This window comes from Nesterenkonia massiliensis, assembly GCF_000455245.1.
Taxonomy (GTDB): Bacteria; Actinomycetota; Actinomycetes; order Actinomycetales; family Micrococcaceae; genus Nesterenkonia; species Nesterenkonia rhizosphaerae.
In genome coordinates this window covers 508,448-524,661 of the sequence record NZ_HG005165.1, presented here as the reverse complement: position 1 = coordinate 524,661, position 16,214 = coordinate 508,448, and the positions used below count along the sequence as shown (strand labels likewise).

The 16,214-nt window shown below is 62.8% G+C and carries 17 protein-coding genes and 1 pseudogene; 7 read left to right on the top strand and 11 right to left on the bottom strand.

The annotated features are described in order from the left end of the window. Positions 1–937, bottom strand: a pseudogene (locus TX78_RS02420) (P-loop NTPase); the annotation flags it as partial. A gap of 77 nt (positions 938–1,014) precedes the next feature. Between TX78_RS02420 and TX78_RS12455 the strand changes: the two are divergent. Continuing rightward, a complete protein-coding gene (locus TX78_RS12455; RefSeq protein ID WP_049897338.1) occupies positions 1,015–1,878 on the top strand; it encodes a general stress protein in 864 nt (287 codons plus the stop codon). A gap of 207 nt (positions 1,879–2,085) precedes the next feature. Here TX78_RS12455 and TX78_RS02410 read toward each other — a convergent pair whose 3' ends face one another. Together TX78_RS02410 and TX78_RS02405 are read right to left on the bottom strand one after the other, a co-directional pair. Further along, complete coding sequence (locus TX78_RS02410; RefSeq protein ID WP_044493216.1) at positions 2,086–2,358, bottom strand: GlsB/YeaQ/YmgE family stress response membrane protein; 273 nt, start codon at positions 2,356–2,358, stop codon at positions 2,086–2,088. 114 nt (positions 2,359–2,472) lie between these two features. After that, positions 2,473–4,014 (bottom strand): aminopeptidase P family protein, encoded by a 1,542-nt coding sequence (locus tag TX78_RS02405; RefSeq protein WP_044493215.1) that lies wholly within the window; start codon positions 4,012–4,014, stop codon positions 2,473–2,475. Between the two features lie 22 nt (positions 4,015–4,036). Between TX78_RS02405 and TX78_RS02400 the strand changes: the two genes are divergently transcribed. From TX78_RS02400 to TX78_RS02385, 4 genes are all read left to right on the top strand, one after another. Next, the gene (locus TX78_RS02400; RefSeq protein WP_044493214.1) at positions 4,037–4,888 is read left to right on the top strand and encodes a PHP domain-containing protein; all 852 of its coding nucleotides are present in this window, start codon (positions 4,037–4,039) and stop codon (positions 4,886–4,888) included. A gap of 22 nt (positions 4,889–4,910) precedes the next feature. Beyond that, entirely contained in the window at positions 4,911–5,537 is a 627-nt protein-coding gene (locus tag TX78_RS02395) for a TetR/AcrR family transcriptional regulator (protein WP_044493212.1), read from the top strand. A 100-nt stretch (positions 5,538–5,637) separates the two neighbouring features. After that, on the top strand, positions 5,638–5,871 hold the full coding sequence (locus TX78_RS02390) for a DUF3107 domain-containing protein (protein ID WP_044493210.1): 234 nt from the start codon (positions 5,638–5,640) through the stop codon (positions 5,869–5,871). A gap of 17 nt (positions 5,872–5,888) precedes the next feature. After that, a complete protein-coding gene (locus TX78_RS02385; protein ID WP_044493207.1) occupies positions 5,889–7,484 on the top strand; it encodes a DEAD/DEAH box helicase in 1,596 nt (531 codons plus the stop codon). A gap of 18 nt (positions 7,485–7,502) precedes the next feature. On the opposite strand, the gene TX78_RS02380 is transcribed toward TX78_RS02385, so the two are convergent. From TX78_RS02380 to TX78_RS02365, 4 genes are read right to left on the bottom strand one after another with little or no spacing between them, the layout of a single operon-like run. Beyond that, a complete protein-coding gene (locus TX78_RS02380; protein WP_044493205.1) occupies positions 7,503–8,426 on the bottom strand; it encodes an ABC transporter substrate-binding protein in 924 nt (307 codons plus the stop codon). Positions 8,427–8,484: 58 nt separating this feature from the next. Further along, positions 8,485–9,144, bottom strand: coding sequence for an ABC transporter permease (locus TX78_RS02375; protein ID WP_044493203.1), 660 nt, complete (start codon positions 9,142–9,144; stop codon positions 8,485–8,487). Next, complete coding sequence (locus tag TX78_RS02370; RefSeq protein ID WP_044493201.1) at positions 9,141–9,785, bottom strand: ABC transporter permease; 645 nt, start codon at positions 9,783–9,785, stop codon at positions 9,141–9,143. Before TX78_RS02370 ends, TX78_RS02375 begins: the two co-directional genes overlap by 4 nt. Before the next feature lie 5 nt (positions 9,786–9,790). Then, positions 9,791–10,639, bottom strand: coding sequence for an ABC transporter ATP-binding protein (locus TX78_RS02365; protein WP_044493601.1), 849 nt, complete (start codon positions 10,637–10,639; stop codon positions 9,791–9,793). 163 nt (positions 10,640–10,802) lie between these two features. On the opposite strand from TX78_RS02365, the gene TX78_RS02360 reads away from it, so the two are divergent. Both TX78_RS02360 and TX78_RS02355 read left to right on the top strand, forming a co-directional pair. After that, on the top strand, positions 10,803–11,306 hold the full coding sequence (locus TX78_RS02360; RefSeq protein ID WP_044493599.1) for a GNAT family N-acetyltransferase: 504 nt from the start codon (positions 10,803–10,805) through the stop codon (positions 11,304–11,306). Position 11,307: 1 nt separating this feature from the next. Continuing rightward, positions 11,308–11,862: an arsenate reductase/protein-tyrosine-phosphatase family protein gene (locus TX78_RS02355; RefSeq protein ID WP_044493199.1), complete on the top strand. Its 555-nt coding sequence runs from the start codon at positions 11,308–11,310 to the stop codon at positions 11,860–11,862. A gap of 4 nt (positions 11,863–11,866) precedes the next feature. Here the strand turns inward: TX78_RS02355 and TX78_RS02350 are convergent, their stop codons facing one another. From TX78_RS02350 to TX78_RS02335, 4 genes are all read right to left on the bottom strand, one after another. Further along, entirely contained in the window at positions 11,867–12,658 is a 792-nt protein-coding gene (locus TX78_RS02350; RefSeq protein ID WP_044493197.1) for a CPBP family intramembrane glutamic endopeptidase, read from the bottom strand. Positions 12,659–12,776: 118 nt separating this feature from the next. Next, positions 12,777–14,381, bottom strand: a complete 1,605-nt coding sequence (groL, locus tag TX78_RS02345) for a chaperonin GroEL (protein WP_044493195.1) — start codon at positions 14,379–14,381, stop codon at positions 12,777–12,779. 38 nt (positions 14,382–14,419) lie between these two features. Beyond that, positions 14,420–14,716 (bottom strand): co-chaperone GroES, encoded by a 297-nt coding sequence (gene groES / locus TX78_RS02340; protein WP_044493193.1) that lies wholly within the window; start codon positions 14,714–14,716, stop codon positions 14,420–14,422. Between the two features lie 226 nt (positions 14,717–14,942). Further along, a complete protein-coding gene (locus TX78_RS02335) occupies positions 14,943–16,178 on the bottom strand; it encodes a YeeE/YedE family protein (protein WP_049897334.1) in 1,236 nt (411 codons plus the stop codon). Positions 16,179–16,214 lie beyond the last annotated feature (36 nt).

Here is a 16,214-nt window from a genome sequence, read left to right as displayed (position 1 = left end):
GCTGTTCGCTCAGACGCTGGGCGACCAGCTCGCCCCCGCCGGAGCCGAAGAGGTCCAGCACTGTGCCATCGGGCATGGTCATAGGCCCCATGTTCTCGATGACACCGGCAACCTGCTGCCCGGTCTGCGTGCTGAGCGCTCCGGCGCGTTCAGCCACCGAGGCGGCCGCGGTCTGCGGCGTGGTGACCACGAGGATCTCCGATCCCGGCAGCAGCTGAGCCACCGAAATCGCGATATCGCCGGTACCGGGGGGCAGATCAAGGAGCAGCACATCCAGATCGCCGAAGTGGACATCGGTGAGGAACTGTTCCACTGCGCGGTGCAGCATCGGCCCTCGCCAGGCCACTGCCTGGTTGCCCTCCACAAACATGCCGATGGATATGGTCTTCACTCCGTGTGCCACCGGAGGCAGGATCATCTCGTCTAGCCGGGTCGGTTTGGCCGTGATGCCCATCAGATCCGGGACAGAAAAGCCGTGGACATCGGCATCCACCACACCGACCTTCAACCCCTGTGCTGCTAGCGCAGTGGCGAGGTTGACTGTGACCGAAGACTTGCCGACGCCGCCTTTGCCCGAGGCCACCGCGTAGACCTTGGTGAGAGAATCAGCCTGGGCGAACCGGTTGATCTTCCCGCCCTGCCCGCCGCGCAGTTGCTCCTTCAGGACAGCGCGCTCCTCGGGGGTCATCACATCCAGCTGCACCTCAGCGGTGCGTACGCCTTCAGCGCGGACTGCAGCGGCGGTGACGTCCTCCACAATGCGGTTGCGCATCGGACAGGCAGCTACAGTGAGCTTGATCTGCAGTGCGGCGGCGCCGTCGTGATCCACTGCAATATCGCCCACCATGCCCAGCTGGGTGATGGGCACCCGCAGTTCGGGGTCGATGACCTCGTCCAGGCGGCGGCGGATGCTCTCGATGATGGATGGGTCAGACACCTGATTAGTCTAGTGCCGCATGATGTGTGAGCACCTGATGTGCTTGTACCCACACCGCGCCCTGCAAGAATAGGGCTATGAGTGCGCAGAGAAACGCCGGAGAACTGCCCCGTGGTGAGCTGCTGGGCCGCTACCGCAGCTACGAGGATGCACAGAAGGTGGTGGACCACCTGACCCAGGCTGAGGGCTTTGATATCAAGGCCATCAGTATTGTGGGCAACGATCTGCGCTCGGTGGAGTACATCCGCTCCCGGCTCTCTTATCCCCGAGTGGCCGGTGCCGGGGCAGCGCAGGGTGCGATGTTCGGCTTCTTCATCGGACTGCTGATCTTCCTCTTTGCCCCCGAGGCCCCGGTGCTGAACCTGCTGATGTCCGTGGTGCTGGGCATGGCGATCTGGATGATCATGGGAGTCGTGGGATACGCCATCCGCCGTGGCCAGCGGGACTTTTCCTCCTCCACCCAAATGGTGGCCACCACCTACGATGTGGTCTGCGACTTCAGCCACGCCGGCCGGGCTAGAGCCCTGGTGGCCGGTGCGGGGGTTCAGAGCCTCAACGCCTGGAATGACCCCACAGGTAAGACCACAGCACTCGGCGGGGCGGCACCGATGAGGTCACATCCGGGCGCTTCCTCGGGTCCTGAAGCGGCGGTTGTTGATCCTGCCGCTCGGCCCAGCTCAGTCCCCGGTGCTGCCTACGCCTCCCTTCCGGATGGCCGGCCGCGTTACGGCGTCCGTCGCGAGGACGTCGAGAGCGCCAACCAGTCGCAGCAGAGGGCGCCGGAGCCCGAAGGAGCTGAGTCAGCTGAACCGGCCTCCAGTCCGGATAAGGACGCTAAGACGGCTCAGGGTGCTGCGGAGGAAGGCGCAGCCGATGCTGGAACGCAGCGGCGCGGGCGCGATGCTCAGGGCCCTGAGGGCGCAGATGGTGAGCCTCGCTAAGCCCGCTGCGTGGAGCCTGGGTTCGGTGACGCGGCGGCAGGACCAGTCGCTGCTCTAGACGCAAAGGCACTAGACGCGCGGACCCTAGACGCAGCTGATCCGCCGATTTCACGAACCGCACCCGGATTTTCCGAGAGGCGGAGGTGAAATCGGCGGATCAGCCGATTCGCAGTCTTGAGCGGCTCACACGCGGCTCGCCGTGAGGCGTTAAGCTCTGGTGCCGCGCCGACCGGTGATTGCCTGCCAGATGAAGGCAACAATCACGCCGCCGCCGATGGCAAAGAGCCAGGTCGGAAGGTCAAAGAATGAGTCGTTCACATTGACATCAAACAGTGCTGATGCGATGAAACCACCCAGCAGGGCGCCCAGTACGCCAGTGATGAGTGCGGCAATCCAGCCGCCGGGCTGCTTACCAGGAAGAATGGCTCGGGCGATAGCTCCGGCGATCAGGCCGAGCAAGATCCAACCGATGATTCCCATTTTTTGCCTCCAATTCGGTGGTGAAAACGTTCACTACATATCAGGTCACGCGAAGCTGGATGCTGCCTTTATGAAAGCCTGGATGAGCTGGGAATTCACCTCAAGCGACTGAGATCAGGCCGGCCGCGGCCAGATCGATGCGATCCACGCCTCAACGTCCTCAGCGCGCCTGGGCAGTGCGGCAGAGAGATTCTCGCAGCCATCCTCTGTCACCAAGACATCGTCCTCGATCCGCACGCCGATTCCGCGGTACTCCTCAGGTACCGCCAGATCCTCCTGCTTGAAGTACAGGCCCGGCTCGATAGTGAAAATCATGCCGGGCTCCAAGACGCCGTCCAGGTAAAGCTCGCGCTTAGCCTGCGCACAGTCATGGACGTCGAGCCCAAGGTGATGGCTGGTGCCGTGCGGCATCCAACGCCGGTGGTGCTGACCCTCAGGAGCGAGCGCCTCGTCCAGGGACACCGGCAGCAGCCCCCAGTCATCGAGATGTTCCGCAAGGACGGTCACCGCCGCCTGATGGATCTCGCGGAAGCGGACACCCGGCTTGACCACGGCGAAGGCCGCATCCGCTGCGGCAAGCACCGCCTCATAGACCCGGCGCTGAACCTCCGAGTAGGTCCCGCTGACCGGGATGGTGCGGGTGATATCTGCGGTGTAGAGCGAATCCGCCTCCACACCGGCGTCCAGCAGCAGCAGCTCGCCGTCGTCGATTCGACCGTGATTACGGATCCAGTGCAGGATCGTGGCGTTGTTGCCGGAGGCAGCGATCGTGTCATAACCGAGGTCGTTGCCCTGGAGCCTGGCCTGGGCGAAGAACGCACCCTCCACGATCCGCTCCCCGCGCTCGTGTCCGACCGCGCGCGGCAGAGCGCGCACCACATCCTCAAACCCGGAGATGGTGGCGGCTACCGAGTGCCGCATCTGAGTGATCTCCCATGAGTCCTTCACCAAACGCAGTTCCGAGAGGAACTCGGTGAGCTGAGCGTCAAGAGCATCGGAGGCCTCAAGGTCCACGCCGGTATTGATCCGTGACGTGTCCACCAGCGCATCCACGTTGATGTCCACTTCACGCAGCAGTCGGATGCGTGTCCCACCGATCTCCACAGCGCCGGCATTCTTGGTGACGGCAACTTCCAGCTCATCGAGGTTGCGTGTGGCCAGCCCCAGCTTCTGCTCGAACTCATCCAGCCCCGGGCGGGGACCTATCCAGAACTCTCCGTGCCGGGCATCGGCGTAGAACTCCTCGGAGTCGCGGCCTGCCATCGGCTTAAAGTACAGCGTGGCCTCGTGGTGGCCGCCATCGTCGCCAGCGCCCTCATCCACTGGTTCAAAAACCAGCACAGCATCGGGCTCATGATCCACACCGAGTCCGGTCAAGTGGGCAAAGGCAGAGTGCGGACGGAAACGGTAGTCAGTGTCATTGGAGCGCACTTTCAACGGGCCGGCTGGAACCACCAGCCGCTCACCGGGGAAGGCCTCCGAGAGCGCACGACGACGCCGGGCGGCAAAGTCTGCCACCTGTTCACGCTCATGCCGCAGTTCAGGGGCAGGGGCCCAGCTGGAGGCCATGAACTCCTTGAACGCCCGCGAATTGGGGCGCTGGGAGCGATTGTTGACCCGGTCCTTCAGTTCCTGTTCGTTGTGCGCATCACTCATGGCGGTAGTCTTTCATGTTGGTATGAGCTTTGATCTGCACACCCACTCCATGATTTCCGACGGCACCGAACCTCCTGCAGAGGTGGTGGCCGCGGCAAAGCGGGCTGGGCTGCGCGGACTGGCGCTGACCGACCACGACACCACCGCCGGCTGGACAGCGGCGATCGAGGCCGCCCAGGCCCTGCAGCTGGTGCTGATCCCGGGCATGGAGATCACCACCCGCACAGATGACGGCATCAGCGTTCACCTGCTCAGCTACCTTCATGACCCCGCCCACGTCGGGCTGATGGATGCCATTGCTACCACCCGCGGCGGTCGCGTGGAGCGTGCCAAACGAATATGTGAACGGCTGGCCGAAGACTTCCCGATCACCTGGGAGATCGTGGTGGAGCATGTCGGCCCCGACGCCACTATCGGGCGCCCCCATCTGGCCGATGCGATGGTGGCGGTGGGAGTTGTGGCTGACCGCAGTGAAGCCTTCGCCAAATACCTCCACCCCGGCACGAAGTACTACGTTTCCCAGGAGAACATCACCCCCATAGAAGCCATCCGGCTGGTCCGTGACGCCGGGGGAGTGCCGGTGATCGCCCATGCCATGGCCTCTGCTCGTGGCCGTACGGTGAGCGTCCCCCAGCTGGAGCAGATGGTGGAGACTGGATTAGCCGGCGTCGAGGTCTGGCACCGGGATAATCCTGAGCCGGGTCGACGGCTTCTGCTGGAACTGGCCGCCCGACATGACCTGATCGCCACCGGATCATCGGATTATCACGGTACCGGCAAGCCCAACAGGATCGGGGAGAACTTCAGCCCCACCACGGTGGTGGAACGGATTATCAGCGAAGCCACCGGAAGTCCGGCCTATGGCAGGCTCTGAGCCTGCTCTACACTCTTCAGTCATGACTGAGACCGAGCCCGTCGCCGTGCGCGCCAAGCGGCTGCCGCGGGAGCAGCGCAGAATCCAACTGCTGGACTGTGCGCTTCATGTATTCGTGGCCAAGGGTTTTCACGCCGCATCCATGGATGACATCGCAGAAGTGGCACAGGTGTCCAAACCTGTGCTCTACCAGCACTTCCCAGGCAAGCATGAGCTGTTCATCGACTTACTGGAGACCCAGCTGGGGCAGCTGCGTGCGGAGCTGACCGCAGCCTTGAGCGCTCATCAGGACAACGAGCAGCGGGTCACCGGCACCATCACCGCCTTTTATGAGTTCATCGCCAGGGAAGATGAAGCCTACCGGCTGATCTTCGCCTCCGGGCTGGATAACGATGAGGAAGTCTCGGAGCGTCTGGACCGGTTCCACGACGCAATGGCCACCGCGATCGCTGAGGTGATCGTCGATGACACCGGGCAGCCCATGGCCGAGGCCACGATGCTCGGCCACGGCCTGATTGGGATGGCCACCTCCGCCGCCCGGCACTGGAGTCGGCTCTCAGAGCGGCCGGCTCTTGGGGTCTCAGCGCAGTTGACTTCGCGTTTGGCCTGGAGAGGAATATCGGGCTTTCCCAAGGAGAACGAGAGCTGAAGGTGTCAGTCCCTTGTACTATCGAGGGTGAGCCGTAAGCTTAACCGCCCTCGCGCGCCTGTCGAACCGGTGAGGCGAGGGCCCTCAGACAAGGAGTGGCATGGAAGTACGCATCGGAGTCCAGAACGTCGCCCGCGAGATCGTCATTGACAGTGCGGCAAGCGCCGAGGAGATCGAGAAGACCGTCGCTGAGGCTATTGAGAGCTCCAAGCCCCTGCTGAGCCTGACTGACCGCCGCGAAAAGAAGGTGGTCGTCCCGGTGAGCTCCATCGGATACGTGGAGATCGGCTCCGACACCAAGCAGACGGTGGGCTTTGCCGCCGTCGCATCCTGAACCTACTGAAAGTACGTATGACTGAACAGATCACCGAGGCTGAAGCAGCTGAGACGACGACGCCGACCCTGACCTTCGCAGATTTCGACGTCCGCAGCGAGATCGTCGAGGCGCTGGCTGAGAAGGGCATCACCACGCCTTTCCCGATCCAGGCCGAAACCCTGCCGATCGCCTTGGGCGGCCACGACATCATCGGCCAGGCCAAGACCGGCACCGGTAAAACCCTGGGCTTCGGCATCCCTGCTCTGCAGCGGGTGACCACCCCGCACAGCGATGAGTTCCAGAACTTGCCGGCACCGGGTGCCCCTCAGGCGCTGATTGTCGCCCCTACTCGTGAGCTCGCCGTGCAGGTGGCACAGGACCTCAAGACTGCCGGTGCCAAGCTGGGCGCACGGATTGCCACTATTTACGGCGGACGTGCCTATGAACCCCAGATCGAGGAGCTGCAGCGCGGTGTGGAGGTTGTTGTGGGCACCCCCGGGCGCCTGATCGACCTGCACCGCCAGAAGCATCTGAACTTGAAGAACATCCGCATCGTGGTGCTGGATGAGGCCGATGAGATGCTGGACCTGGGCTTCCTCCCGGATGTGGAGACGCTGCTGGCAGCGGTGCCCACCGTGCGCCAGACGATGCTGTTCTCTGCGACGATGCCGGGTCCGGTCATCAATATGGCCCGGCGCTACATGACCAAGCCCACCCACATCAGTGCCGCAGATCCCGAGGATATCGGCGTGGTGAAGAAGGACATCCGCCAGGTTGTCTACCGCGCCCACCACCTGGATAAGGATGAGGTCATCGCCCGCATCCTGCAGGCCGAGGGACGTGGCCGCACCATTATCTTCACCAAGACCAAGCGCCAGGCCGACAAGCTCTCCACCGAGCTTCAGGACCGCGGCTTCGCTGCCGGTGCGATCCACGGCGATCTGGGGCAGGGGGCCCGCGAGCAGGCGCTGCGGGCTTTCCGCAACGAGAAGATCGACGTGCTTGTTGCCACCGATGTGGCCGCCCGCGGCATCGACGTCACCGATGTCACCCACGTCATCAACCTCACTGCGCCCGAGGACGAGAACACCTACCTGCACCGCATCGGCCGTACTGGCCGAGCTGGGCAGAAGGGTACCGCGGTGACCTTCGTGGACTGGGAAGACCTTCACCGGTGGAAGCTGATCGATAAGGCTATCGGCCTGGGCGTGCCTGAGCCGGTAGAGACCTACTCCTCCTCACCGCATCTCTTCGAAGAGCTGAACATCCCTGCCGGGACCAAGGGTCGGCTGCCGCGCCATAAGCGCTCCAAGACCGGTCTTAACGACGAGGTTCTGGAAGATCTGGGTGGCCCAGAGAAGAAGCAGTCCGGCGGCCGGGACCGTCAGGGCCGCGGTGAACGCTCTGGAGGATCCCGCGAGGGCCAGTCCCGTTCGGGAGGCCGCAGCCGCAATCGTCGTCGCGGCGGTGATTCTTCTGAAGCCCGCCGAGCAGACGGCGCCGCGAAGGACACTCAGCGGTCCGCACCGAAGGAAGCGGACTCTGCAGCCAGCGGCAGCGAAGGCGGCTCTGTAGATCAGCGGCGTCGCCGTCGCCGTCGCCGCAAAGTTGCCGGCGACAGCGACAGCTGAGCCCTTCAGCCTCATTGATTAGTCGAGCAGGCCCTGCTCCTCCAGCCACCAGGCGGCCACATCGGAGGGGCTGGCCTGTTCGTCTTGTGAGTAGGCATTGAGCTTCAGTAGCTCCTCCTGCGTCAGCAGCTGCTGAAGCTCATTAATAGCCGCACGCGCCTGCTCATCCACGTTTGCGGAGACTACCGGCACCAGATTCTGAGGCAGCACCAGGGATTCCGGATCCTCCAGTGCGACTAGGTCATTCTTCTCGATCGCTGGATCGGCGGAGTAGATGTTGGCGACCTCAACATCGCCGGATAGCAGCGCGTTAAGTGTCAGGGGACCACCGGAATCCTCCACTGGAACCAAAGTCAGTTCCACTCCGTAGAGCTCTTCCAGCCCTGCGGGCCCGTAGGGACGCGCCTCCCATTCTGAGTTGGACGCGATCCGCAGATCTTCGAGTTCCGCCAGATCCGCCACGCTGGTCAGATCATGTTCCCGGGCGAACTCGTCAGTTACTACATAACTGTCCTGATCCGTGGCCTCAGCGAAGTCAAGGACTTCCAAGCCTTCCCGCAGTGCCTCACCCAGGGCTGAGTGCACCTCGTCCGGGGTGGAAGCCTTAGCGTCGGAATCAAGGTACTGCAGCAGGTTCCCCGTGTATTCGGGGAAGATGTCAATGGCACCGGCTTCCAGTTCTGGCACATATACCTCGCGCTGGCCGATCTCGAACTGCCGATCAATGCTGTACGCCTGGTCCTCCAGGACCTGGGCGTAGAGTTCGGCGATGATCGTATTCGAGTAGTACTGCTGGGAGCCGATGACCAGTTCTTCACGCGGCTCGTCACCAGAGACCCCGGCGTCGTTGTTCTCCTCGGTGAGCGGGTCAGCAGAACTGCAGGCGCTCAGAGCGAGCAGCGCAGCAGCTGGTACTGCCAGGGTATGGGGGATGAGTCTCATAGTCTTGCCTTTCGGGTGAGGGTGGCGAGCCGGATCAGCTCGGCTGAAAATAGAAAAGTTAAGGGCCGGTTCTGAGCCGCGCAGCACGTTGGGAGAGGCTGAAGACGGCATCCAGCGCGATCGCCAACAGGATCACCAGCACTGAAGCAGCCAGCATGAGGGGATAGTCCTGTGTTCGCAGACCAAGAAAAAGCTGACGGCCTAACCCGCCGGCGCCCACATAGGCAGCCAGCGTCCCAGTAGCTACCACCTGCAGGGTGGCCAATCGCAGGCCGCCGAGGATCAGCGGAAGTCCCAGCGGAATCTCCACCTTGAACAGCACTTGCCAAGGGGTCATCCCCTGGGCGCGAGCAGCATCCACCGTGACCTGACTGACCGACTCAACTCCGGAATAGGCCCCGGCGATGATGCTCGGTACGGCCAGCACTATGAAAGCGATCATGGGGGCGGTCAGCCCGATGCCGACAAAAAGTGCAGCGAGTGTGATCACGCCCAGGGTCGGCAGGGCCCGGACTACTCCCGAACCCAGAACTGCGGGATACCGCCCTTTTCCTGTGTGTCCGACGTAGAGCCCAAGAGGCAGGGCGATCAGCGCAGAGGCTGCGACTGCCACCGCGGTATACCAGAGGTGCTCCACGGCGCGAGCACCGAAGCCGCCGGATCCCTGCCAAGACTCGGCATCGCCAAGCAGCTCAAGCGCATCGAGAAGATGATTCATGCTCGACCACCTCGGTGTGCCCACGGCATCAGGAGCCGGCCAGCAGCCACTAGGAGCAGGTCTAGCACTAACGCAAGCACAGCCGTGCAGAGAATCCCGGCCACAATAGAGGGCACAATATTGCGCTCAAAGCCGTCGGTGAATAGTGAGCCTAGCGACCGAACACCGAGCACCGCACTGACCGAAACCAGCGAGATAGTGGAGACTGAAACTACCCTCAGACCAGCCAAAAGCCCCGGTCCAGCCAGGGGAAGATCCACGGTGAAGAATCGGCCGAGCCGGGAGTGTCCCAGCGCAGTGGAGGACAACCGGACTTCTTGAGGCACTGACTGCAGGGCATCAGCTGCGGAACGGACCATCAGAGCTAGTCCGAAGAGGGTCAGCGCCGCCACGACATTCAAAGGATCCCGCACTCCAGTGCCCAGAATCAGTGGTAGCACAATGAACAGCGGCAAGGACGGAATCGCGTAGAGCAATCCGGTGCCGGAGATGACTACTTCACGCAGTGGGCGTACGGCGTTGGCAACCAAAGCCAGCGGCAGGGCCAAGATGAAAGTGGCCACGATGGCCGGCGCACTGAGCAGCAGATGATCTAGCGTCAGCTCGAGAATCCGGCTGCTGTTATTGAGAATCCACCCCATGGCATTCAGCCCGTCTCGGGCGCCCGGTCAATGGGAGCCTGATCAACAACTCCTAGCGGCTTGCCGCGAGCATCGGAGATGAACCAGCCACCACCTGCCCGTGGCCGGGCTGAGAGCGTCCTGCGCTGGGAATCCAGTCCCAGGAACTGGGCTACAAACTGATCTGCAGGATTCTCCACAATCTCTTGCGGCGTCCCCACTTGCGCCACCTCTGCACCCTTTTTCAGCACCACGATCTGGTCTCCCAAGGTGAGAGCTTCATCAACGTCGTGGGTGACGAAGATGATGGTCTTGCGCAGCTCGGTCTGAATTCTCTTCAACTCGCGCTGCAGCTCGATTCGCACCAGGGGGTCCACTGCACCGAAGGGTTCGTCCATGAGCAGGATATTCGGATCTGCCGCCAGCGCGCGGGCTACGCCCACACGCTGCTGCTGGCCTCCTGAAAGCTGCCCGGGGTATTTCAGTGCCAAGGTGTAGTCCAGGCCCACAATCTCCATCAGCTCATAAGCTCGCCGCTTCGCTGCGCTGCGGGAAACTCCATTGAGCCGGGGCACGGTGGCTATATTGTCGATGACCTGGCGATGCGGAAGAAGCCCCGCGTTCTGCATGACATAGCCAATGCGTCGGCGCAGCGCTACTGGTGCGGCCCGGGCCACGTCCTCGTCATCAATCAGCACTGACCCTGACGTCGGGTCCACCATACGGTTGACCATGCGCAGCAATGTCGTTTTGCCGCAACCAGAAGAACCCAGCAGTACTGTGGCGGTATGGGAGGGGATATGCAGGCTGAACTTCTGCACCGCCGTGGTGCCATCGTCATAAGTCTTGGTCACCTGACGGAAGTCGATCGGCATGAAGTCCTTGCCTTCTTTGTTTGTCCCAGCTATGACGGTTAGTTTCAGCTTATCGGCGGGCTGGGTCTTTGCGCACTCCGCGGTCATGTGATGTGGGAAGATGCCAGTGATGAGTTCTGAACACCCCACGGTCGCCTCGCCCTCATACGCTGACGTCAGTGGCATGCATTCGCTCGTGATTCGTCGGGCTGTGCCAGCGGAATATGGGCGTATTGGAGAGCTGACGGTCAGCGCTTATGTGGATGGCGGGTTCCTCTCACTAGAGGACTCCTATGTGGTGCAGCTGCGCGATGCCGCCTCCCGGGCTCAGGGTGCTCAGCTGTTGGTGGCCGACGTGGACGGCGAAGTTGCGGCTTCGGTGGCGATCACCGACTATGGGGGACCCTATGCCGAGGTCTCAGAGCCCGGTGAGCTGGAGTTCCGTATGCTGGCGGTAGCTCCCGACTACCAGGGTCGTGGAATTGCCCGGCAGATGGTCCGCCACATCATTGCCCTGGCACAGGCCCGCGAGGACATTCACGCAGTGACCCTGTGCAGCCTCACCAGCATGACTGCAGCCCACGCGTTGTACCGTTCTGAAGGTTTCGTGGAAGTTCCCGAACGCGATTTCATCCTGGATTTGCCCGAGAAGAAGGCCCGTTTCCCGTTCTTCATCCGAAAGGTGTGACATGAGCGAAAAATACACAGTCCTGGCTGTCTGCACCGGCAATATCTGCCGCTCACCCGCCATGGAGCGTCTTTTGGCCCAGCTTGTAGGTGATGACACCGGCATACAGATTCTCTCGGCCGGTACTCACGCTCACGTGGGGGAGGATATCCAGCCGGAGATGAAGGATCGGATCACCGACGTCGGGGCATCGGCTGAGGGGTTCACCGCAACTCAGCTGACCACTGAGATGATCGAATCCAGCGACCTCATTCTTGCTGCCACCCGGGTGCATGTGGAGGACATCCTGGCTGAAGTTCCGACTGCTGCCTCGCGCACCTTCACACTGCGGCAGTTCGGACGCATCCTGAAGAACCTCGATGACGCTGAGATCCACGGAGCCAGTGTGGCTGAGAAGCTGCGCGCTCTCGCTGAGAAGGCTGATCAGCAGCGTGAGGCGGCGGGGGAGAACGAAGACGTCGTCGATCCGTACATGCTGCCCGATGACGTCTATGACGAGTCGTTCCAGCAGATCCTGGAGCCTATCGAGACTCTCCGGGGTGTGCTGGGGCGCTAGACCCTCAGAGCAGACTCTCCAGGCCGAAGCTGCTGAGCACAAGCGGGAAGGCGAGGAAAGCGACCGCATCGAGCAGAAAATGCGCGATGACCAAGGGCATGACTCGGCCGTAGCGCAGGTAGGCCCAGCCGAAGATGATGCCCATGGCCAGATTCCCCAGCCCGGGACCGAAGCCCTGGTAGAGGTGGTAGGCCCCGCGCAGCACTGCGGCCGCGGCAATGATCACCCAGACGCTGGTCCGTGGCCAGATGCGGCGGGCCCGGTCGAAGAGGTAAGCGATCATAATGACTTCCTCCAGCAGTGAATGGCGCAGTGCGGCCAGCAGCAGCGCCGGGGCGCTCCACCAGTACTCGGTGACATCGGCGGGGACGATGCGCACTGTTGCCCCCAGGCTTCGACCGGCAAAGTAGACCGCCAGAGTGCCCAGGCCGATGAGGATGAACAGTCCTGTTCCGTAGAGCCAATCGCGCCCGGGACGCCGGAAGTCCAGGCCCCAGCGCCGGAAGGGATTTCCGCCGTGGAGAAAGACGAGATAGATCACCAGGGCTACCGGGACGAGCGCGAAGAGCGAATCCAATACCTGAAACGCAGCATCGAAGAACTCGGCCCGCGAGCGTGACCGCTGAACAGTGGCGCTCTGTTGACTCAGCGGCGCCACGCTCAGCCGCTCCGCCAGCTGCAGGACCGCGTAGATCGCACTGCGTCCTAAAGAAAGTGCCAGGACAATGCCGAGCTCCCAACCGAGGAAGCCCCGGCTGAGCTGCTGTTCAGAACTGGTGGTCGCCGTCGTCGTCACCTGCCCATTATGACCTCTGACTTGGTATTCGCCCCGCCAGTCCAGAGCGGGGCTCCTGACGCACTGAGGCCCCGCTCCATAAGGAGCAGGGCCTCAGCAGGGAAAGGGGATTCAGCGATCAGTGATCGTTGTCGTCCTCGTTGTCCTTCTTCTCCACCACCAGGGTCTCGGTGGTCAGAACCAGGGCGGCGATGGAGGCGGCGTTCTGCAGGGCAGAGCGGGTCACCTTCACCGGGTCGATCACGCCGGCGGCGATCAGATCGCCGTATTCGCCGGTCTTGGCGTTGAAGCCGTGGTTGGGCTCCAGTTCAGCGACCTTGGAAGCGACGACGTAACCGTCAGCGCCGGCATTCTGGGCGATCCAGCGAAGCGGCTGGACAAGTGCACGGCGGACGATGCCCACAGCAGCGGCAGCATCCCCTGCAAGGGCCTTGACCTCCTCGTCCTCATCCAGAACGGACAGTGCGTTGATCAGGGCGGTGCCACCACCGGCGACGATGCCCTCTTCCAAGGCAGCGCGGGTGGAGGAGACAGCATCCTCAATGCGGTGCTTGCGCTCCTTCAGCTCCACCTCAGTGGCCGCGCCGACCTTGATGACACCCACGCCACCGGCGAGCTTGGCAAGACGCTCCTGGAGCTTCTCGCGGTCCCACTCGGAATCGGTAGCCTCCACCTGGGACTTGATGAGAGCCACACGGCCCTCCACGTCCTCCTTGGAGCCTGCACCCTCCACAATTGTGGTGGCGTCCTTGGTGACAGTCACTCGGCGTGCGGTGCCCAGCTCATCCAGGCCAACCTGGTCCAGCTTCAGGCCGAGATCCTGGGTGATGACCTGAGCGCCGGTGAGCACAGCAATGTCTTCCAGCATTGCCTTGCGGCGATCGCCGAAGCCCGGTGCCTTCACGGCAACGGCCTGCAGTGTGCCGCGCAGCTTGTTGACCACCAGCGTGGACAGGGCCTCGCCCTCAACGTCCTCGGCGATGATGAACAGCGGCTTCTTGGCCTGCAGCACCTTCTCCAGCACCGGCAGGAACTCTGCCATGTTGGAGATCTTGCCCTGGTGGATCAGGATCAGCGGATCCTCCAGCACAGCTTCCTGACGCTCAGCGTCGGTCACGAAGTGCGGGGACAGGAAGCCCTTGTCGAACTGCATGCCCTCGGTGATCTCCAGCTCGGTGGTGGTCGTTGACCCCTCCTCAATGGTGATCACACCGTCAGCGCCCACGGCGTCGAACGCGCGGGCCAGCAGTTCGCCGACCTCGTCGTTCTGTGCGGAGATCGCACCGACGTAGGAGACTTCCTGCTGACCTGAGACCTCGCGGGCGTTCTCACGCAGTCGGCGAGTCACCGCGGCCACAGCGGTTTCAATGCCGCGCTTGATCTCGCCGGGAGCTGCACCGGCGGCCACATTGCGCAGGCCTTCCTTCACCAGTGCCTGTGCCAGCACAGTAGCGGTGGTGGTGCCGTCGCCAGCGACGTCGTTGGTCTTGGTGGCGACTTCCTTGGCCAGCTGAGCGCCGAGGTTCTCGTAGGAGTCCTCAAGCTCAACTTCGCGGGCGATGGTCACGCCGTCGTTGGTGATGGTCGGGGCACCCCAGGACTTGTCCAGGACCACATTGCGGCCCTTGGGGCCCAGGGTGACCTTGACGGTGTCGGCGAGCTTGTCGATGCCGGCTTCCAGCGCGCGGCGAGCGGCATCGTCGTAGAGAAGCTCTTTTGCCATAGGTTCCTACTCCTTGTGTAAGTCGAGCGGGTGAGTGTTTACTTCTCGACCTTGGCGAGGACGTCGCGAGCGTTGAGCACCAGGTACTCTTCGCCGCCGACCTTGACCTCGGTGCCGCCGAACTTGGAGTAGATGACGACGTCGCCCTCGGCAACGTCCACGGGCAGACGCTCGCCCTTATCGCTTACGCGACCCGGGCCGACGGCGACAACCTTGCCCTCCTGCGGCTTCTCCTTGGCGGTGTCCGGGATGACCAGGCCGGAAGCGGTGGTCTGCTCGGCCTCCAGGGGGCGGACAACAATACGATCCTCGAGGGGCTTGATGGAGACTGACACGTCAGTACTCTCCTTTGCTTAAGGGTGAATCGGTACAGGTTGCTCGCCTTGCGGGAGTGACCAACCGTCGTCGCGGGTGCCGGATGGTGCCCCTTCAGGCTTATGGATTTGCGCGGGTGACGGCCCGCGAAATCGTTAGCACACGGACACTCCGAGTGCTAAGACAAACTATAAGACCCTCTTAGCACTCGATCAAGAAGAGTGCTAAGAGCTGAATGTCTGCGCCTCAAGCCGCAAAGCCGGTGGGGTTGGCCCGACGGTGCAGGTTCAGCCGGAAACCAATGCCGCTGGCGACTACGACGGCGACCCCGAACACCCAGCCCGAAGCCGCCATAGCGTGGGTGCCTGAGAGCAGCACGCCTATGGTGCAGCCCAGTCCGATCATGGCACCCCAGCCCAGCAGGATGCCTCCTGCCAATGCGGTGGTGGAGTTCCATGCCGTGGCGGCCTCTGTCCTGATGCGTCGCCCAGGAAGCGCCGCGGCAAAGGAACCCAGCACGATCCCTAGGATCAGCCACCCATTCGTGGTGATGGTATGGATGACCACAGCGACACAACCGGCTAGTCGCTCATCCAGGCCCGGCATAAAGCCCTGGAGTATTCCCAGTTCGGTCATGCCGGTGCGGGTCAGCGAGGAAATCTGACTGGTCACTCCTAGAGGCTGGTCCTTGTAGTAGGCCAGCACCGCAAGCAGGCCGACGCCGGCGCCGGTGACAAGGGCGGGCCAGCGCTTGAAGAAGACCAACCGGCGCACCTCTTCGCCGTCAACCCTGCGATCAGGCCGGCCTGTCACTGGAGGGTTCCACTTCAGCAGCCACAGGCCCACCGCTACCAGGACGCCCAGCTGCAGCACCACCGCGATGCTGTACCCGCCCCCTGCGGGCAGCCACGGTACAGGTGCTCCCAGGATGAAGTTGGAGTACATGAAGTCCCAGGACAGAAAGCCCGCCCCGAAGCCCAGAACGACACCCGCCAGCGCCGGCAGTGATCGCAGGTGACCTTCGGGCAACCGGTAGAGATGCCCGGCGATGCATCCCCCGGAGATGACCATGCCCAGCCCGAAGACCAGTCCAGCGATGACCAACGCCACGGAGACCGGAGCAATATGTGCATCTGTGGGCACAGTGCCACTTCCAGGGTGGGGGATGCGCGTGGAGAAAATCACGGCGTAGCCCATCATGCCCACGGCGATGGAGGTCAGGATTGCGTACATCCCACGGGAGTTCCGCTTCTCGAAGAGATCCCGAAAAATGCAGAAGAAGCAATACCTGCCGCGTTCAAAGAGGATGCCGAGGGCGGCTCCGATCAGCAGCATGAACGCGGCATTGGAACCTCCCAGCCCGGCGCCCTGGGTCCACCCCAGATAACCGGCGGTGCACAGCAGGCTCAGGGCAACGGCCGCGGAGACACCGGTGCGGATGCTATCCCCGCGGTCCCAACCCAGAGGTCGGTCGACGCGCACGCTGGCTGTCCTGAGGTGAGCCGGGCCTTTTCGGTT

Bases quoted from the DNA above. Each gene is read 5' to 3' on its own strand.
- TX78_RS12455 (WP_049897338.1), top strand. From the start codon at position 1,015: ATGAGTGCGCAGAGAAACGCCGGAGAACTGCCCCGTGGTGAGCTGCTG.
- TX78_RS02410 (WP_044493216.1), bottom strand. From the start codon at position 2,358: ATGGGAATCATCGGTTGGATCTTGCTCGGCCTGATCGCCGGAGCTATC.
- TX78_RS02405 (WP_044493215.1), bottom strand. From the start codon at position 4,014: ATGAGTGATGCGCACAACGAACAGGAACTGAAGGACCGGGTCAACAAT.
- TX78_RS02400 (WP_044493214.1), top strand. From the start codon at position 4,037: ATGAGCTTTGATCTGCACACCCACTCCATGATTTCCGACGGCACCGAA.
- TX78_RS02395 (WP_044493212.1), top strand. From the start codon at position 4,911: ATGACTGAGACCGAGCCCGTCGCCGTGCGCGCCAAGCGGCTGCCGCGG.
- TX78_RS02390 (WP_044493210.1), top strand. From the start codon at position 5,638: ATGGAAGTACGCATCGGAGTCCAGAACGTCGCCCGCGAGATCGTCATT.
- TX78_RS02385 (WP_044493207.1), top strand. From the start codon at position 5,889: ATGACTGAACAGATCACCGAGGCTGAAGCAGCTGAGACGACGACGCCG.
- TX78_RS02380 (WP_044493205.1), bottom strand. From the start codon at position 8,426: ATGAGACTCATCCCCCATACCCTGGCAGTACCAGCTGCTGCGCTGCTC.
- TX78_RS02375 (WP_044493203.1), bottom strand. From the start codon at position 9,144: ATGAATCATCTTCTCGATGCGCTTGAGCTGCTTGGCGATGCCGAGTCT.
- TX78_RS02370 (WP_044493201.1), bottom strand. From the start codon at position 9,785: ATGGGGTGGATTCTCAATAACAGCAGCCGGATTCTCGAGCTGACGCTA.
- TX78_RS02365 (WP_044493601.1), bottom strand. From the start codon at position 10,639: ATGCCGATCGACTTCCGTCAGGTGACCAAGACTTATGACGATGGCACC.
- TX78_RS02360 (WP_044493599.1), top strand. From the start codon at position 10,803: ATGCATTCGCTCGTGATTCGTCGGGCTGTGCCAGCGGAATATGGGCGT.
- TX78_RS02355 (WP_044493199.1), top strand. From the start codon at position 11,308: ATGAGCGAAAAATACACAGTCCTGGCTGTCTGCACCGGCAATATCTGC.
- groL (WP_044493195.1), bottom strand. From the start codon at position 14,381: ATGGCAAAAGAGCTTCTCTACGACGATGCCGCTCGCCGCGCGCTGGAA.